Origin of the sequence: Pseudonocardia sp. CA-107938 (genome assembly GCF_050936315.1) — a bacterium.
GTDB lineage: Bacteria > Actinomycetota > Actinomycetes > Mycobacteriales > Pseudonocardiaceae > Pseudonocardia.
The window spans coordinates 582047-598691 of the sequence record NZ_JBNJNA010000002.1 but is presented as its reverse complement, the minus strand read 5'-3'; the positions used below and the strand labels follow the sequence as shown (position 1 = coordinate 598691).

The following is a 16645-nucleotide window of genomic DNA, read 5'->3' as shown; positions in this document are numbered from 1 at the left end:
CACCTCGCGCGAGCGCAACACCGCCGCCGACCGCAACAGCCCTCCCGACCGCGGCACCCCCTCCGAGCCCAGAGCCTCCGGGGAGTAATGCGGTCCAGGCGCGCGGAGCGGATCCGACGGGTGCGCCAGACCGAAGGAGCGCAGCACCCCGCCGCACCGCAGCCCTCCACAAGAGAGCAGCCCCCCAGCGGAGCGCAGCGCTCCATGCTGCTGCAGCACTCCCAGAGGTCGCGGCACTGCCGATCGTCGCGCCTGCCCCGAGGCAACCCGGCGCGCCGAACGACCGGCCCGTCGTCGCTCCGAGCCGGGCCCGGCACGCGCCGCCGACCCCGGTCCCCTCCGCCCCGCGCCGGACCGGGCTCCCGCTCGTCGACGTCGCCGCGGCGACGACCCGGGCCGTGCAGGCCGCGACCCGCCCCGCAGCGGAGCCGCGCCCCGAGCCCGTGCGCCGGGCGCCGCAACCGCCGCCGGTCGACGTGGACCGGATCGTCGACGCCGTGCACCGCCGGCTCGTGCGCAGGCTGGCGGTCGAGGCGGATCGGCGGGCCGCTCGATGAAGGGCCTGAACAAGGCGGCCGCGCTGGCCGGCCTGGGGTCGGTCGGCGGCGGCCTGCAGAAGCTGCGCATCGTCCACGACGGGCACGACGGGGACAAGCCGATCGTCGCCCTGTTCAACCCCGGAGAGCTGAACTTCTCCCGCTCGGTGAGCTGGGAGGAGAAGAAGGTCGCCGTCCAGGCGTACGGCGCGACCTGGTCGGACGCGACGCAGCAGTTCGTCGCGGTCGCCCCCGAGACGCTGACGCTGGAGCTGTTCTTCGACACCTACGAGTCCCGCGACGGGGTGTCGCTGACCGCGCTGATCGCCCCGACGAACCCGTTCGCCACGGGCGACGCCTCCGACGTCACCGTGCACACGGGCCGTGTCGCCGACCTCGCGCTCCCGGACTTCGACCTGCACCGCCCGCCGGTCTGCTGGCTGACGTGGGGCAGCAACGTGCTGTTCCGCGGCGTGCTGACCCAGCTCGACCAGCGCCTGACGATGTTCCTGGCCGACGGCACCCCGGTGCGCGCGACGCTGACCTGCACGTTCGTCGAGCTGTTCACGCGGGCGCACTCCGGCGTGGTGCGTGAGCCCCAGTCGGCCGACGTGGCGAAGACGCGGGTGGTGCGCCGCGGCGACACGTTGTCGGCGATCGCCGCGCAGGAGTACCGCGACGCGACGAAGTGGCGGGTGATCGCCCGCGCCAACGGGATCGTCGACCCGCTCGCCCTCGTCCCGGGCACCGTCCTCGCGATCCCGAAGCTGGTGGGCTGACCCATGTCGATACAGCCGTCGCCTGCCGTGCCCGTCGCGGACCTGCGCATCGTCGTCAACGGCAAGGAGCTGCCGCTGGCCGCCCGCGCCGACGTCGCGTCCGTCACCGTCGTCGACGACGTGGGCGGCCTGTCGATGGTCGAGCTGGTGCTGCACAACTGGGACGCCGACGGGCTGACGGTGACCTGGTCGGACGCGGCGCTGTTCGCGCCCGGCGCCGCCGTGGAGGTGTGGCTGGGCGAGGTCGACGACCTGCACAAGGTGCTGACCGGCGAGGTCACCGGGCTGGAGCCGACGTTCGGCGCGGACGCGCCGCCGATGCTGACGGTGCGCGGCTACGACCTGGGGCACCGGCTGGCCCGCGACCGGCGCACCCGCACGTACGCGCGGCAGAAGGACAGCGCGATCGCCGCGCAGGTGGCGCGGGCGGCCGGGCTGCGCGCCCAGGTCGCCGACAGCAAGGTCGTCCACGAGTACGTGGTGCAGCACAACCAGACCGACCTGGAGTTCCTGCGCGAGCGCGCCGCGCTGCTCGGCTACGAGGTGTACGTGCGGGACAAGGTGCTGCACTTCGCGCCGCCGCCCCTGCGGGCGACGGGCGCGCCGGTGCTGGAGGTCGGGCGGGAGATCGTCGAGTTCACGCCGCGGCTGCGGACGCTCTCGCAGGTCGACCAGGTCAGCGTGCGGGGCTGGGACGTCAAGAAGAAGGCTGCGGTGGTCGGCGCGGCCCGCCCCGGCACGCTGATGGGGCGGACCGGGGGCGGCGCGCAGGCCAAGCGCGCGTTCGGCGCCGCGGCGGACATCGGCGTGGGGACGCCGGTGCCGGTGCGGGAGCGGGCCGACCAGGTCGCCGGCGCCGTGTTCGAGACGCGGATGCTCGACTTCGTCACGGGCGAGGCGCGCTGCAGCGGCGACGCGCGGCTGCGGGCCGGCGCGGTCGTGCAGATCAAGGGCGCCGGCACCCGGTTCAGCGGCGACTACTACGTGCGCACCGTGACCCACACGCTCTCCCCCGGCGCGGCCCTGCGCACCGACCTCGACGTCGCCCGGAACGCGACGTGAACCCTTTCCTCGGCGTGACGGTCGGGATCGTCACCAACAACAAGGACCCGGACGGGCTGGGCCGGGTGAAGGTCGCGCTGCCCTGGCTCGCCGACGACGTCGAGACGGCGTGGGCGCGCGTGCTCGCGCCGGCTGCCGGGAAGAACCGCGGGTTCTGGTTCCTGCCCGAGGTCGACGACGAGGTGCTCGTCGCGTTCGAGCACGGCGATCCCGCGTCCCCGTACGTGCTGGGCGGGCTGTGGAACGGCAAGGACACCCCACCGGAGAAGAACGCCGACGGCCACAACGACGTGCGGGTGATCCGCTCGCGCAGCGGGCACGTGATCCGGCTGGTCGACGCGTCGGGCAAGGAGCAGATCGAGATCGCCGACAAGTCCGGCCGCAACAGGATCGTGGTGGACACCGCGAAGGGGACGGTGACGGTCTCCGGCGACACCGACGTCGTCGTCGAGGCGGCGAAGGGCACGTTGACGCTGCGCGGCAAGGACGTCGCGATCAAGGCGCAGCAGAGCGTGACGGTCGAGGGGGCGACGGTCGCGGCGAAGGCGCAGGCCCGGATGACCGTCAAGGGCCAGATCGTCGAGATCAACTAGGAGGTGGGTGCAGTGGGGCAGCCCGCGGCGAAGCAGGGCGATCGGGTGGTCGGCACGGACGTGCACATCGTGCTGGTGCCGGTGCCGATGAAGGACCCGGTGCCGACACCGCTGCCGCACCCGTTCGCCGGCATGCTCACGGGTGGCCTCTCCAGCAACGTGCTGATCGGCGGGAAACCGGCCGCCACCGTCGGCAGCACCGCCGACAACACCCCCGCCCACGTGCCGGCCGCGCCGGGCAACTCGTTCCAGCGCCCGCCCACCAACAAGGCCACCGTGCTGCGCGGCAGCACGACCGTGCTGATCAACGGCAAGCCCGCCGCCCGTGCCGGTGATCCCGCAACGACCTGCAACGACCCGTCCGACCTCCCGTCGGGCACGGTCGTGGCGGCGGGGACGGTGATGATCGGGTGACCTCGTTCCTGGGCAGTGGCTGGGCCTTCCCCGTCACCGCGGACACGGCCGGTGGGCTGCGCACCGCGCACGGCGAGGACGCGGTGCGGCAGTCGATCTGGGCCATCCTGTCGACGGCCCCGGGCGAGCGCGTGATGCGCTCCGACTACGGCTGCGGCATCCACGACCTCGTCTTCGACGTGCTGGACGCGGCGACGGCGGGCACCGTCACGCGCGTCGTGCGCGAGGCGCTGGCCGCGCACGAGCCGCGCATTGCCGTGCTGGACGTGTACGTGGCACCGGACCCGAGCGAGCCGGGACTGCTGCTGATCGAGGTCAACTACGAGCTGCGGTCCAGCAACAGCCGGGCCAACCTCGTCTACCCCTTCTACCTGTCGTGACGCACCCGCCCGTCGACCGCCGCGACCGCGCCGCGCTGGCCGCGCAGACGGCCGCGCTCGCCACCGCGTACAGCGGCTGGCAGCCCGCGCCCGGCGACGTGGGTGGCGCGCTGGTCGAGGTGTTCGCCGGGTTCGCCGAGCAGCTCGTCGACCGGATCAACCGCGCCCCCGACCGCAACTACCTGGCGTTCCTCAACCTCATCGGCACCGAGCCGGCGCCGCCGCTGCCGGCGCGGGTGCCGCTGACGTTCACCCTCGCCGAGGGCGGGCCGGCCAGCGCGCTCGTCCCGGCTGGCACCCGCGTGGCCGCGCAGCAGCTGCCCGGCGAGACCGACGAGGTCGCGTTCAGCACCGAGACCGACCTGGTCGTGACGGGCGCTGCGCTGCAGGCGGTGCTCGTCGGCGACGCCGAGAACGACATGTGGAGCGACCGCACCACGACCGACGCCGCGTGGCCGGCGCTGGTCGGCGACCGGCCCGTGCCGCACGAGCTGTACGTGGCCGTGGCCGGCGCGCCGGACATCACGCTCGTGCTCGCCGCGCCGTCCCCCGGCCCGCTGGCCGACTGGCACGTCGACTGGTCCTGCTGGGACGGAGCCGGATGGCGACCCGTCGACGCGACGGCGACCGTCGCCGGCGGGGTCTGGCGGGTGACGCTGACCGGGCTGCCGGAGCTGCCCCCGCGCACGATCCGCGGCACCACGGCGAGCTGGGTGCGGGCGTCGCTGGACATGGCGCTGCCGCGCGGCCGGTCCGGGTTGCCGCCCGAGGCGGTCGCGGTGGGCAGCCGGGCCCCGCAGGACGACGTCGCCGGGCTCGAACCGTTCGGCGCGAGCGGGCGCTACCTCTACCTGTCCGTCGACGAGGCCATAGCCGCCGGCGGCGCGACCGCCCGGCTCGACCTGGCGCTCGACCGCGCCGGCGTCGCCGCGCCCGGCACGGCCGTGCGGCTGGCGTGGACGTACAAGGTGGGCAGCGAGTGGCGCCCGCTCGGCGCGGCCGGCCCGGAGACGGACCAGGTCGCGGGGCAGGCGCTGCGCGACACGTCGCGGGCGCTCACCCGCCCCGGCACCGTGAGCTTCACGGTGCCGGCGCAGTGGCCGCGCGCACCCCACCGCGGCCGGATGGGCCGCTGGCTGCGCGCCGAGCTGGTCGCGGGCGGCTACGCGACGCCGCCGCGCCTGGCCGGGATCGTCGCCGGCTACCGCTTCGAGCTGCCGACCCTCGGCGCGGTCACCGTCGCCCCGGCCACGCCCGTCCCCCCGCGCCCACCCGCCGCAGCGTTCGCCGGGCCGACGCCGGTCGACCTGACCATGGACTTCCGGCCCTTCGGCACCGAGCCCGCGTTCAACGACACCCTCTACCTGGCCTGCCCCGACGACCTCGGCGGCGCGCCGGTCACCGTCACCGTCGCGATGACGAACGCGACCGCGGGCGGGCCGGTCCCGGCCGTCACCACCGACGGCTCCCCCGTGCTGGCCTGGGAGGCGTGGACGGCGGACGGGTGGCGAGCCGTCACGCTCGACCGGCCGGCGTTCGCGTTCACCGCCGACGCGACCCTCGCGCTCACGCCACCGGCCGCGTGGGGGCAGACCGAGGTGGCCGGACAGCCGGGCTGGTGGCTGCGCGTCCGGCTGGTGCGCGGCAACTACGGCAAGCCCGCCGAGTACGTCCAGTCCAGCGGCGGCTGGACGGTGCGCCCCGCGACGTTCTCGGCGCCGCTGGTGCGCACGCTGACGTTCGGTTCCTTCCAACGCTCCGACGTGCCGGCCACGGCGGTCGTCAGCCGCAACGACGTCGTCGTCCAGGAACACCCGGCCGGTTCCGTGTTCACCCCGTTCACCCCGGGCCCGGACGCCGACCCGGCGCTGTACCTCGGCTTCGACCGCCCCTTCGACCCGCTGCCGGTGACGCTGTACCTGCAGGTCGAGCAACCGGCCCCGGAGGACGTCGCCGCCGATCGGTTCGCCGACGTCGACCGCAGCACCCGACCCGAACTGGTGTGGGAGTACTCGTCGCCGGACGGCTGGAGCCCGCTGGCCGCCGTCGACCGCACCGAGGGGCTCGCCGCGAGCGGCACCGTCGAGTTCGTCGGGCCCGCCGATCTCGTCCCCGCCGACCGCTACGACCACCACTGCCACTGGCTGCGGCTGCGCTGGCGGCGCGGGCAGTTCCCGCTGCAGCCGGTGCTGCGCCGGGTGCTGCCCAACACGGTCGTCGCGGTGCAGGCGGTCACGGTCACGGACGAGGTGCTGGGCTCGGGCACGGGCGATCCGGGCCAGGTGCTGGCCACCGCCCAGGTGCCCGTGCTGGACGGGCACCGGCTGGAGGTGCGCGACGGCGAGCAGTGGACGGCGTGGACGGCGGTCGGCGACTTCCACGGCTCCGGCCCCGACGACGCCCACTACGCGCTCGACCCGGTCAGCGGCGAGGTCCGCGTCGGCGACGGCCGGTTCGGCCGGGTGCTCCCGCCCGGTGCCGGCAACGTGCGGATCACCTACCGCACCGGCGGCGGCCCGGCCGGCAACCGCGCCGCCGGCACCGTCACGACGCTCGGCTCGGCCGTCCCGTACATCGACGCGGTGACCAACCACGTGCCCGCGCAGGGCGGGTACGGGACCGAGCCGCTGGACCGGCTGCGCGCCCGCGGCCCGCAGGCGCTGCGGCACGGCGGCCGTGCCGTCACCGCGCAGGACGTCGAGGACCTCGCGTTCGGCGCCGCGCCGGAGGTGGCGCGTGTGCGGGCCGTGCTGCCGGCGGAGTTCGACCCGCTCAACCTGTGGCTCGACCCGGGCGCCGCACCGACCGCCGAGCACACCGCCGCCGACGCCGGCCGCTTCGGGGTGGTCGTCGTGCCCGACGAGACCGCCGCCCGGCCGGCACCCGGTCTCGCGCTGCTGCGCCTGGTCGAGGAGCACCTGCGGGCCCGCTGCGCGGCGACGACGGACGTGTGGGTGGCCGGGCCGGAGTGGATCCGGGTGCAGGTCACGGCGACCGTCGTGGCGACCGGCGCCGACACCGCCGACGAGCTGGCCGCGCAGGTCCGCGCCGCCCTGGACCGGCACCTGCACCCGCTGACCGGCGGCCGGGACGGCACCGGCTGGGCGTTCGGCCGCAAGCCGCACCGGTCCGAGCTGCTCGCCGTCGTCGAGGGCCTCGCGGGGGTCGACCACGTCCGCGCGCTGGACGTCGCGCTGACCCCCGAGTCCGCCGAGATCGGCGCGCGGCTGGAGGCCGTCCTCGCCAGGACGATGGCCGACACGGCCGCGCAGCCGCCCGCACCCGACCTGACCAGGTGGCTGGAGCGGGCGCTGGTCTACGCCGGCGGCCACGACATCACCGTCACGCTGCGCTGAGGAGTCGACACCTGTGCCCATCCCGCTGCCGGTCCTCGACGACCTCACGTTCGATGACCTCGTCGCGCAGGCCCGCGCGCGCATCCCGGCGCTGGCGCCGGGATGGACCGACCACAATCCGGGCGACCCCGGCATCACCCTCGTCGAGCTGCTGGCCTGGCTCACCGAGATGCTCGTGTACGGCGTCGAGCAGATCCCCGACGCGCACACGGTCGCGTTCCTGCGGCTGCTCAACGGGCCCGGCTGGACGCCACCGGCCGATCTCGACGCCGCCGTGCGCACGACCGTGCGCGGCCTGCGGGCCCGCTACCGCGCCGTCACTGCCGACGACTACGAGCACCTGGTGGCCGAGGTCTGGCCGACCACGCCGGAGGCCGCGCCGTGGGGCGTGCCGGCCCGCGTGCGCTGCCTGCCCGGCGAGCCGGGGCACGTCAGCGTCGTCGTGGTGCCGCGGCCCACCGGCCCCGACGACCGGTACCCGGAACCCGACGCCGCCCTCGTCGCCGCGATCGAGGAGTTCCTGCGCCCGCGCCGGCTGCTGACCACGCACCACCACGTCGTCGGCCCCGGCTGGGTCGACGTCGCCGTCACCGCGAACGTCGCCCTCGCCGACGGGGCGCCGCCCGTCGCCACCCTCGACGCCGCCTGCGCACGCCTGGCGGCCCACCTCGACCCGACCGCCGGGTGGCCGTTCGGCCGGCCCGTGCACCCGTCGGAGGCCTGCGCGGTGCTGGCCGGCACGCCGCTGGTCGACCACGTGGAAGACGTCGTGCTGACCGGCGCCGATCCGGCTGCCCACGAGCTGATCCGCCTGACGAGCGTCGACCTCGTCGGCTACGACGCGGTCGGCCGCACCCACCCGTTCCACTGGTGGCCGGCGTGACCAGCAGCTACCTCGACCACCTGCCCGCGACCTACGCCGAGGACGAGTTCGTCGGGCGGTTCCTGCTCGCGTTCGAGGCCGTCCTGCACGGCCGCGACGGCGTCGAGGGGCTCGCCCAGCTGGTCGGCCGGATCGCCGAGCACCTCGATCCGCGCACCGCGCCCGCGGACTTCCTGCCGTGGCTCGCCGGCTGGGTCGCGTTCAGCCTGCGCGCCGATTGGGACGTCGACACGCAGCGCGGGTTCCTCGCCGAGGTCGTGCCGCTGTACCGGCTGCGCGGCACCGCGGCCGGCCTGCAGCGGATGCTGGAGATCTACCTGCGCCCGCTCGACGGCAGCTCCGCCCGCGACGACGTCGTGATCCTCGACGACCCGGCATGGCCTGCGCACTTCTTCCAGGTCCGGCTGACCCTCGCCGACGCGGACGCCACGCGGCTGCGGGCCACGCAGGAGATCGCACGGGCGATCATCGACCGCGAGAAGCCCGCGCACACGTTCTACGCGCTCAAGATCGTCATCCCGACCATGCGGCTGCTCTCGGTCGCGAAGCAGCAGGCCGAGGGCGGGGAGCTGCTGCTGCTGGGCCGCAACACCTGGCTCGGCTCCCAGGACGGCAACCGGAAGGGCACGTGATGGCGGACTACACCCAACCCGACGTCGTCAACAAGCGGGTCCGCTTCTTCGACGGGCAGTTCCTGCAGGAGCAGGACCTCATCGACGAGCAGCGCTACCACCTCGACCGCGGCCGGCGCCTACCCGCGCTCGTCGGCCTCCGCGGGGTCGTGACGGGGCTCGCCGTCACCTCGCCCGGCCCCTACCAGGTGCGGGTCACGCCGGGCGTGGCCGTCGACGAGCGCGGCCGCCAGCTCGTGCTCGCCGCCGAGCTCGCGCTGACGCTGCCGTCCGCGCAGTTCGCCGGCACCCGCGACGTCGACCTCGTGCTCGTCCACCAGGAGCTGCCGACCGACCTCGCGCAGACCGGCAGCGAGAGCCACCGGCGCTTCGACGAGTCCCCGAAGCTGGCTGCGACCAGCCCCGACGGCGCGGTCGCCGTCGCCCCGCTCGGCGCGACGCCCACCTGGGACGGGCCGTCGGTGCCGCTCGCGACGCTGGTCGTCTCGGACTCCGGGGCGATCACCGTGGACGCGCCGGCCACCCTGCGCGCCGGCCTGCGCGTCCCCGGCCGGATCGGGATCGGCACGTCGACCCCTGAGGCCCCGCTGGACGTCGTCGGCGACGTCCGCGTCAGCGGCCGGTTCCAGACGCTGTCGAACGACGGCGGCCTCGCCGTCGGCACCGACCGGGTCGTCGGCGGGCACTCCGGCAACCGGGTCGGCATCCAGACCGGCGGCGCGTGGCGCCTGTCCGTCGGCCAGGACGGCCACGTCGGCATCGGCACCACCAGCCCGGAGAACGCGGGGAGCTGGGCCACGAACGTCGACGTCTACGGCACGACCGCCAAGCTGTCGGTGCGCACCGCGTCCGTGAACGGCCGGATCGCGGCCCACGACTCCGGCACCTGGAACGCGCCCGCCGGGCTCGTCGTCGGCACCCACAGCGCACATCCGGTCAGCCTCGGCACGGCCGGCGCGTCCCGGCTGACCGTCGATGCGAGCGGCAACGTCGGCGTCGGCACCGGAACGCCGACGGCGCGGCTGCACGTGGCCGGAGCGAGCGCGACCAGCGTCGACCTGCTGGTGGAGGGCCGCATCCGGTCCAACAGCAACGACGGCGGCCTTTGGATCGGCCCCGACCGGTTCGTCGGCGGCTACCGCGACCGGGTCGGGTTCTACACCGGCGGTGTGTTCCGGCTGTCCGTGTTGCCCAACGGGCACGTCGGCATCGGCACGACCGAACCGGAGAACAACGGCAACTGGGGCGGCAACGTCGACGTCTACGGGACGAGCGCCAAGCTGTCGCTCCGCACACCGAAGATGGACGGGCGGATCCTCGTGCACGAGAGCGGGGCATGGGACGCCCCGCCGGGGATGGTCGTCGGCACGGACGGTGCGTACACGGTGAGCGTGGCCACCGCGCGCACGACCCACCTCACCGTGGCCCCCAACGGCAACGTCGGCATGGGCACCGGCAAGCGCCCGGCGACCGCGCGCCTGGAAGTCGTCGGGCTGGGCGGCGAGAACGTCGACCTGCTGGTCAGCGGGCGCATCCGCGCCAGCGGACCCGCCGCCGGGGTCTGGCTCGACTCGGACAACCTCGTCGGCCTGACACGCGGCAAGCTCGGCCTGTTCACCGGCGGCACCGCCGGCGGGTGGCGGCTCGTCGTGGACGGCAAGGGCCGCGTCGGGATCGGCACCGAGGAGCCGATCGCCCCGGTGCACATCGCCGGCCTCGGCGGCAAGAACGTCGACCTGCTGATCAGTGGGACCCTCCGCACGGACAGCCCGGACGGCGGTATGTGGTTGGGCACCAACCGCTTCGTCGGCGCGACGAAGGACAGCATCGGGCTCCTCAACGGGGGCGTGGGACTCGCCGTCACGTCCAACGGCAGCGTCGTGATCGGCGGTGAGGACCCGGGCAAGTACAAGCTGTCCGTGCAGGGCGACGCGTTCGTCCAGCAGAACCTGTGGGTCAACGGCAGGATCCGCTTCGCCTGGATGAACGGCTGGCGCCAGATCGAGAACATCCCGTCGAGCACCATGCCGCTCAACGTCTGCGGCGCGATGGACGTCGGCCAGGTCTCCGACGGGCGGCTGAAGACCGCGGTGGCGCCGATCCGCGGCGCGGGCGACATGGTGGCCCGGCTGGCGGGGGTGCGGTACCGGTGGGCCGCCGACGGGCTCGACCACCTCACCCGGGATGCCGTCGCAGGCCTGTGCGCGGGCCCCGGCGCCTCCGCGGTCGACGACGAACGCGTCCAGGCGGAGGAGCGCCGCCGCATCGTCGACGAGCTGGACGGGGACTACCTCGGCTTCGTCGCCCAGGACGTCGAGCGCGTCGTGCCCGAGCTCGTCGTCACCGACGCCGACGGCTACAAGCGGATCCGCTACAGCCACCTGACCGCGGTGCTGGTGGAGGCGATCAAGGAGCAGCAGCGCGCCATCGACCACCTCACCGCCCGCCTCGACGCCCGCTAGGAGAAACCATGCGTGACCAGCTGGAACTGCGGCTCAAGGAGCTGACCACCGAGCTCGAGAGCGGCCGGCAGATGCTGGCCGAGCTCGACGCGAAACGGGCCGACCTGCAGCAGACGCTCCTGCGCATCGACGGTGCCGTGCAGGTGCTGACCGAGCTGCTGGCCGACGACGCCGAGAACCGGCCGGTGTCGGTGCCGGAGCAGCCGGTGCGCTGAGCCGGTCACCGGCGCAGGCCGCGCAGGCCGATGAGCGCGAGCACCGGCTTGAGCAGGAGCAGCTCGCCGGGGCGGTAGTCCCGCCCGCGGGCCAGGCGGGCTGCCAGGTCGGGGCGCTGCCGCCAGAGGTAGGCGCGTGCCTTCTCGGCGTGCAGCGAGTTCGAGACGATCTTGATGCGGTCGGCGTCCTCGATCAACGGGACGGAGTTCCGCACGTTCTCCCACGTCGAGCGGCTCGCGTTCTCGACGACGAGCGGGCCGGTGTAGCCGCGCGTCGTGCGGGCGTACTCCGCCATCAGCTCGGCCTCCGGTCGCCCGCCGCCGACCGGCCCGCCGCTCAGCACGAGCCGGGACTCGGGGCTCTCGATCGACCGCAGCCCGGCCCGGACGCGCCACCGGTTGATCGCGTTGATGCGGCGGCCCCGGTTGCGGTACCCGAGCACGACGACGACCTCGGTCACGGCGTGCCCAGGCTCCCCCAGCCGGCGCCGGGACGCCCGCCAGTGCTCCACCTCGCCCCAGACCAGCAACGCCACGACGCCCAGCACCACCGCCGCCACGGCTAGTCCCTCGCGCCCGGCCGGACCAACCCCGACTCGTACGCCATGACGATCAGCTGCGCGCGGTCGCGCACCCCGAGCTTCGCGAGGATCCGGCTCGTGTGCGTCTTGGCGGTGGCCAGGCTGATGACCAGCCGTCCGGCGATCTCCTCGTTGGTCAAGCCGGCGACGACGAGCCGCAGGACCTCGCGTTCACGGCTGGTGAGCTGGTCGACGGCGAGCGGCGGGCCGGTCGGGGCGGCGCGGGTGGCGAACTCCGCGAGCAGCCGCCGGGTGACCGACGGCGACAGCATCGCGTCGCCGTTCGCGACGGCGCGGATCGCGCGGATCAGGTCGGTGGGCTCTGCGTCCTTCAGCAGGAAGCCACTGGCCCCGACGCGCAGCGCGCGGTAGACGTGCTCGTCGAGGTCGAAGGTGGTCAGGACGATCACGCGGATCGTGCCGGTCTCGTCGTCGACGAGGATCCGCCGGGTCGCTTCGAGTCCGTCGAGCTCGGGCATGCGGATGTCCATCAGAACCACGTCGGGGCACAGCCGGAGCGCCTCCCGCACCGCGTCGAGACCGTTGCCGACCTCGGCGACGACGCTGATCTCGCGCCCGTCGAGCATCGCGCGCAGGCCGGCCCGGACGAGCGGCTGGTCGTCGACGAGCAGGATGCGGATCATCCCGCAGAGCCTGCCGGGAGGGTGGCGCGCACGGTGAAACCGCCCCCGGTCCGGGGGCCGGCGACGACCGTGCCGCCGACCGCTGCCGCCCGTTCCCGCATCCCGACGAGCCCGTTGCCGGCCACGGGTTCGGCGACGACGGGTCCGTCGTTGTCCACGACGATCTCCAGCTCGTCGGGCAGATAGCGGAGTCGCACCGAGACGGCCGACGGCTGCCCGTGCCGGCCGGCGTTGGTGAGCGCCTCCTGGACGATCCGGTACGCCGCGACGTCCACGTCGGCCGGCAGCGGGCGCCGCGCCCCGACGACGTCGATCGAGACGGCAGGGCCGCCCGCGGTGAGGAGCTCGGCGAGCCGGTCGAGTCCCGGCGGCGGAGCGAGCAGCGCCGGGTCGTCGGTGGGGTGGCGCAGCACACCGACGGTGGCGCGCAGCTCACGCATAGCCGCTGCCGCCGCCTCCTTGATCGTCGGCATCATCTCGTGCGCCATGGCGGGCCGGTCGTCCCTGTGCAGGATCGCCGCCCCGGCCTGCACGCTGATCACCGCGATGTGGTGGGCGAGCGCGTCGTGCAGCTCGCGCGCGATGCGCAGCCGCTCCTCGACGACCCGGCGGACGGCCTCCGACTCGCGGCTGCGTTCGGCGTCCGCGGCCCGGGCCTCGACCTGCTCGACGTACAGCTGGCGGCTGCGGACCACCTCGCCGAGCACGATCACCACCAGCAGCCACCCGAGCACCACCATGACCTCGCCGGGGTCGACGCGCGGCTCGGCGGCCAGCTGCACAGCCCCGATCAGCACCGCCGCCAGCACCGCGGCAGCCAGCGCGACGATCCGGTGGCCGTGCCGGCTCGCCCCGTAGAGGGCGACGACGAACGGGAGCGGTTCGAAGCCGGCGGGGTACCCGAGCAGGTAGTAGGCGACGGCGGCGGCCGCCGTGATCGTCAACGCGACGACTGGCCGCTGCCGACGCCACATCAGCACGCCGACGGCCACGGCGAGCAGCCCGGCGCCTCCCGGCCACAGCGGCCGGGCGGCGGGATCGTGCGCCGCGAGCAGAGGCGTCCCGGCGAACACCGCCACCGCCACGGCGCCGAGCACGGCCGCGTCCCCTGCCGGGCTCCGCACGAAGACGAGCAGGTCCCGGTAGCTCCGACTCACGGGGACGGACGCTACGCCGCGACGAGCCGGCGCTGCGGCTGCAAACGCCGGTAGCCCAGGTAGGCGAAGGCCAGCAGGATCGCCGCGTCGACCACGTGCGCGACCCAGCCGACCCGCGGCACGCGCGAGAACGGGAAGGCCACCCCGGCCGCGCACAGCAGCAGCGCCGCCCAGAGCGGGCTGGTGCGGCTGCGGGCCAGCCCGATGCCGATCGCGAGGAGCGAGAGCGGGAACAGCGGCCCCGGCCAGTAGAACAAGAGGTCCGCGGCCAACGGGAAGGTCTCGACCGCCGCGGTCGAGGCCTGCCGGGAGAAGTGGAACAGCTCGTCGTACAGGCCGCGGACGCCGAACGCGGCACCGCCGAACGCGCCGTAGACCAGCACGAGCCCGACGATGCTCGAGTAGAGCGGCAGGCGCTCCCGCATGTCCTCCAGCAGGCCGAGCAGGCCGTAGGTCATGAACACGAGCGCCAGCACGATCACCGTGCCCGACGCCGCACCGTACGTCCCGGTCGGCAGCCAGAAGAACGTCGACGCGGCGAACAGCGCCGCCCCGAGGATCAGGGCGGCGCCCTGCATCGGGCGGAGGAACCGGTTCGGGTCAGGGAGGGAAGTCGTCATGGCTGGAAGCCTGCGCCGCCCCGGCCCCCGGATCGTCAGCCGCAGAACGCTCTTCGCGTACGACAAAGGTGCACGACCTCGCCGCTGAGGCGATGAGCCTCAGCGGCGGTACGGGGCCGCCGCGTCCCGTGCGTGCGTCTCGATGCGGTAGAGGCTGGTCGTGGCCGTGATGTACAGGGTGGTGCCGTCGGGGCCGCCGAAGGTGAGGTTGGCGATCGTCTCCGGCACCGGGATGCGCTCGATGCGGGTCCCGGCCGGGTCGAAGACCTGCACGGAGTCCGCACTGGACGTCCACACGTTGCCGGACTCGTCCACGCGGAAGCCGTCCGGCAGCCCCGGGTTGATCTCGACGAACTCGCGGCCGTTCTTGCAGTAGCGCCCGTCGAAGACGTCGTAGACGTGGATGGAGTGCCCGCCCGGACGGTCCGCGGGGCGCACGCCGTCGGGTGGGGCGATGCCGGAGTCGGCGACGTAGAGCAGCGACTCGTCCGGGGAGAACGCGAGCCCGTTCGGCATCTCGACGTCCATCACGACCGGGGTGATCGAGCCGTCGGCCGGATCGAAGCGGAAGACGTAGTAGTCGCCGTACTCGACCTCGCCCGGGTAGCCCTCCTCGGGCTTCTTGATCCCGTAGGCGGGGTCGGTGAACCAGATCGTGCCGTCGCTCTTGACGACGACGTCGTTCGGCGAGTTGAAGCGGTGCCCGGCCCAGCCGTCGACGAGCGTTTCGACGACGCCGTCGCGGTCGCGCTCGACCGAGCGCCCGCCGTGCGAGCACTGGATCACCGAGCCGTCGAGGTCGAGGGTGCGGCCGTTGGTGAAGCCGACGTCGGAGCGGTAGACGCTCAGCTCACCGGTGGCGTGCTCGAACTGCAGGATGCGGTTGTTCGGGATGTCGCTGAAGCGCAGCGTGCCGGTGGCCGCGATCCACGCCGGCCCCTCCGTCCACACGGCTCCGGTCCAGACCCGTTCCAGGGTCGCGCCGGCGGGGAGAAGTTCACTCAACGAGGCTCCACGGTCTCGGTCATGCGGGCGAGCGGGATCAGCCCGAGCAGGCAGATCACCGCCAGCAGAACGTAGTGCACGCCGAATCCGAAGGCGTCGATGACGAGGCCGGACACAGCCGCGGCGAGCACGCCCGACACCCCCAGCGCGAGCCCGATCATGATCCCCATCGCGGTGCCGGCCGAGCGCGGCACCGAGTCGATGAGCAGCGCGTACACGACGGGGAAGGGCGCGTTGCGGAACAGGCCCCACGCGAGCAGCACGATCCACGCGCTCACCGCGCCGGCGATGCCGATCATGGCCAGCAGCGTCACGGCCCACCCGATCACGAGGAACCGGATGGCGAACTTGCGGCCGGCGTGGTCGGACCACGTGCCCCACACGATCTGCCCGATCCAGCCGGTGAGCCCCGAAACCCCGGAGAGGAACGCGGCCTCGCCGAGGCCCATCCCGGTGCCGACGAGCTGCGTGGTCAGGAACGTCACCGCGCCGGCCTCCGCCCACAGAAACAGGAAGATCAGCACCACCGACCAGCGGACGTTGGCGTGCCGCAGCGCCTCCCGCACCGGCGCGAGCGCGCCGCCGCTGAGCCGGCTCGACAGCTCCGGCTGCGGCCGGGTCAGCCCGCGGCCGTCGATCCAGTCGTAGACGCGCTCCTGGTTGCGCCGGGTGCCGATGAACGCCTGCGCGAGTATCACCGGGATACCGAGCAGCGGGATCAGCAGGAACGCCTCCCGCCAGCCCGCCACGCCCAGTACGGCCGCGATCAGCGCGCCGGTGACGAACTGGCCGAGCGGAAACCCGGTGTGGTGCACGCCGATCGCGAACCCGCGGTGCTCCTTCGGCCACCACTCGCCGACGAGCGCGACGTTGACCGGCTCGGAGCCACCGCGACTGATGCCCATCGGGATGCGCAGCAGCAGGAACGCGGCGAAGCTGCCGGCGAACCCGAACGTCGCCGCGCCGCCGAGGATGCCGATCGCCATGGCGACGTTCCACGTCCACGTGCGGCGGTAGCCGGTCCCGATCCGGTCCGACGCCCAGCCGAACAGCAGCGCCCCGACGATCAACCCGGCGAAGAACACCGAGTTGGTGAGCCCGGCCTGGCCCGTGGTCAGGCCGAACTCCGCCTGGATCGCCGGCAGCACCGCGGGCAGGATCCCGCCGTCGACCGCGGTCATGAGGATCGCGCCGGTCGTGACGGCGAGCGTCGCCCACGACAGCGGATGCGCCCGCGGAACCCAGGACACCCTGCGGAGCGCTGCGGGTTCGGTCATCACATCTCCTCGCGACATCGTCGAGCGCGTGGGGGAAGCCCTTGACCAG

At 74.1% G+C, this 16645-nt stretch carries 17 protein-coding genes; 11 read left to right on the top strand and 6 right to left on the bottom strand.

The window, feature by feature from the left end; translation table 11 throughout:
* Window positions 1–398: 398 nt before the first annotated feature.
* From ACQEVB_RS35760 to ACQEVB_RS35710, 11 genes are read left to right on the top strand one after another with little or no spacing between them, the layout of a single operon-like run.
* Entirely contained in the window at window positions 399–557 is a 159-nt protein-coding gene (locus ACQEVB_RS35760) for a hypothetical protein (RefSeq protein WP_432982492.1), read from the top strand.
* Window positions 554–1315, top strand: a complete 762-nt coding sequence (locus ACQEVB_RS35755; protein WP_432982489.1) for a LysM peptidoglycan-binding domain-containing protein — start codon at window positions 554–556, stop codon at window positions 1313–1315. The genes ACQEVB_RS35760 and ACQEVB_RS35755 overlap by 4 nt, the downstream gene beginning before the upstream one ends.
* A 3-nt stretch (window positions 1316–1318) precedes the next feature.
* The gene (locus ACQEVB_RS35750) at window positions 1319–2377 is read left to right on the top strand and encodes a phage late control D family protein (protein ID WP_432982486.1); all 1059 of its coding nucleotides are present in this window, start codon (window positions 1319–1321) and stop codon (window positions 2375–2377) included.
* Window positions 2374–2970, top strand: coding sequence for a phage baseplate assembly protein V (locus ACQEVB_RS35745; RefSeq protein ID WP_432982483.1), 597 nt, complete (start codon window positions 2374–2376; stop codon window positions 2968–2970). The genes ACQEVB_RS35750 and ACQEVB_RS35745 overlap by 4 nt, the downstream gene beginning before the upstream one ends.
* A gap of 12 nt (window positions 2971–2982) precedes the next feature.
* Window positions 2983–3384: a PAAR domain-containing protein gene (locus tag ACQEVB_RS35740; protein ID WP_432982480.1), complete on the top strand. Its 402-nt coding sequence runs from the start codon at window positions 2983–2985 to the stop codon at window positions 3382–3384.
* Window positions 3381–3764 carry a GPW/gp25 family protein gene (locus tag ACQEVB_RS35735; protein WP_432982477.1) on the top strand — a complete coding sequence of 128 codons (384 nt, stop codon included), beginning with the start codon at window positions 3381–3383 and terminating at the stop codon, window positions 3762–3764. The genes ACQEVB_RS35740 and ACQEVB_RS35735 overlap by 4 nt, the downstream gene beginning before the upstream one ends.
* On the top strand, window positions 3761–7120 hold the full coding sequence (locus tag ACQEVB_RS35730; protein WP_432982474.1) for a putative baseplate assembly protein: 3360 nt from the start codon (window positions 3761–3763) through the stop codon (window positions 7118–7120). Before ACQEVB_RS35735 ends, ACQEVB_RS35730 begins: the two co-directional genes overlap by 4 nt.
* 13 nt (window positions 7121–7133) lie before the next feature.
* A complete protein-coding gene (locus ACQEVB_RS35725; protein WP_432982471.1) occupies window positions 7134–8003 on the top strand; it encodes a hypothetical protein in 870 nt (289 codons plus the stop codon).
* The gene (locus ACQEVB_RS35720) at window positions 8000–8635 is read left to right on the top strand and encodes a phage tail protein (RefSeq protein WP_432982468.1); all 636 of its coding nucleotides are present in this window, start codon (window positions 8000–8002) and stop codon (window positions 8633–8635) included. The genes ACQEVB_RS35725 and ACQEVB_RS35720 overlap by 4 nt, the downstream gene beginning before the upstream one ends.
* Window positions 8635–11097: a tail fiber domain-containing protein gene (locus tag ACQEVB_RS35715; protein ID WP_432982465.1), complete on the top strand. Its 2463-nt coding sequence runs from the start codon at window positions 8635–8637 to the stop codon at window positions 11095–11097. Before ACQEVB_RS35720 ends, ACQEVB_RS35715 begins: the two co-directional genes overlap by 1 nt.
* Before the next feature lie 8 nt (window positions 11098–11105).
* On the top strand, window positions 11106–11312 hold the full coding sequence (locus ACQEVB_RS35710; RefSeq protein ID WP_432982462.1) for a hypothetical protein: 207 nt from the start codon (window positions 11106–11108) through the stop codon (window positions 11310–11312).
* Between the two features lie 5 nt (window positions 11313–11317).
* On the opposite strand, the gene ACQEVB_RS35705 is transcribed toward ACQEVB_RS35710, so the two are convergent.
* From ACQEVB_RS35705 to ACQEVB_RS35680, 6 genes are all read right to left on the bottom strand, one after another.
* The gene (locus ACQEVB_RS35705) at window positions 11318–11872 is read right to left on the bottom strand and encodes a YdcF family protein (protein WP_432982459.1); all 555 of its coding nucleotides are present in this window, start codon (window positions 11870–11872) and stop codon (window positions 11318–11320) included.
* Between the two features lie 2 nt (window positions 11873–11874).
* Window positions 11875–12537, bottom strand: a complete 663-nt coding sequence (locus ACQEVB_RS35700; protein WP_432982456.1) for a response regulator — start codon at window positions 12535–12537, stop codon at window positions 11875–11877.
* Window positions 12534–13694: a sensor histidine kinase gene (locus ACQEVB_RS35695; RefSeq protein ID WP_432982453.1), complete on the bottom strand. Its 1161-nt coding sequence runs from the start codon at window positions 13692–13694 to the stop codon at window positions 12534–12536. The genes ACQEVB_RS35700 and ACQEVB_RS35695 overlap by 4 nt, the downstream gene beginning before the upstream one ends.
* Before the next feature lie 11 nt (window positions 13695–13705).
* On the bottom strand, window positions 13706–14314 hold the full coding sequence (locus tag ACQEVB_RS35690) for a hypothetical protein (protein WP_432982450.1): 609 nt from the start codon (window positions 14312–14314) through the stop codon (window positions 13706–13708).
* 99 nt (window positions 14315–14413) lie between these two features.
* Window positions 14414–15319 (bottom strand): SMP-30/gluconolactonase/LRE family protein, encoded by a 906-nt coding sequence (locus tag ACQEVB_RS35685; RefSeq protein ID WP_432982447.1) that lies wholly within the window; start codon window positions 15317–15319, stop codon window positions 14414–14416.
* Window positions 15316–16596 (bottom strand): MFS transporter, encoded by a 1281-nt coding sequence (locus tag ACQEVB_RS35680; protein WP_432982444.1) that lies wholly within the window; start codon window positions 16594–16596, stop codon window positions 15316–15318. The genes ACQEVB_RS35685 and ACQEVB_RS35680 overlap by 4 nt, the downstream gene beginning before the upstream one ends.
* Between the last annotated feature and the right edge of the window lie 49 nt (window positions 16597–16645).